This window comes from Vibrio sp. 1069, assembly GCF_033340555.1.
Genome location: NZ_JAWOWP010000572.1, coordinates 1 through 609, shown reverse-complemented (window position 1 = coordinate 609; position 609 = coordinate 1). Strand labels below are relative to the sequence as shown.

The 609-nt window shown below is 48.8% G+C and carries 1 protein-coding gene; it reads left to right on the top strand.

Going from position 1 to position 609, the window contains the following annotated elements; translation table 11 throughout:
• Positions 1 to 85 precede the first annotated feature (85 nt).
• A partial coding sequence (locus R7040_RS27805) for a sugar-binding domain-containing protein (RefSeq protein ID WP_411978223.1) occupies positions 86 to 609 on the top strand: 524 nt, incomplete at its 3' end.

Genomic DNA, 609 nt, shown 5'->3' with positions numbered 1-609 from the left:
CCGTTGTTTTTGCACTGATGTTGAGCCGCGATGAAACCAATCCGCACTCCAACATAAGCGCACCAAGCCGAGGGGAGATCAAAACGTGAACAATTGGGAAAACTTCCAACACTTACACGAGAATCGTATGGCACCGCGTGCGTACTTTTTCTCCTACGACTCTGTTCAGAGCGCACAAACCTTTCAACGTGAACTGAGTCGCCGCTTTATGTTGCTCAGCGGCCAATGGACATTCCGTTATTTCACCAACCCAATGTTGGTACCTGATGCGTTTTATTCACAAACAATGAACGACTGGGGACACATTACCGTCCCAAACATGTGGCAAATGGAAGGCCACGGCGATCTGCAATACACCGATGAAGGCTTCCCATTCCCGATCGATGTCCCGTTTGTACCAACCGACAACCCAACGGGCGCTTATCAACGCACATTTACACTTGGTCCACAGTGGGATAACCAACAAACCATCATCAAGTTCGATGGCGTGGAAACCTACTTTGAAGTGTACGTAAACGGCGAGTACGTCGGCTTTAGTAAAGGCAGCCGACTCACAGCGGAATTCGACATTTCCAAGTTCGTCCAACAAGGCGAAAACTTACTATCTGT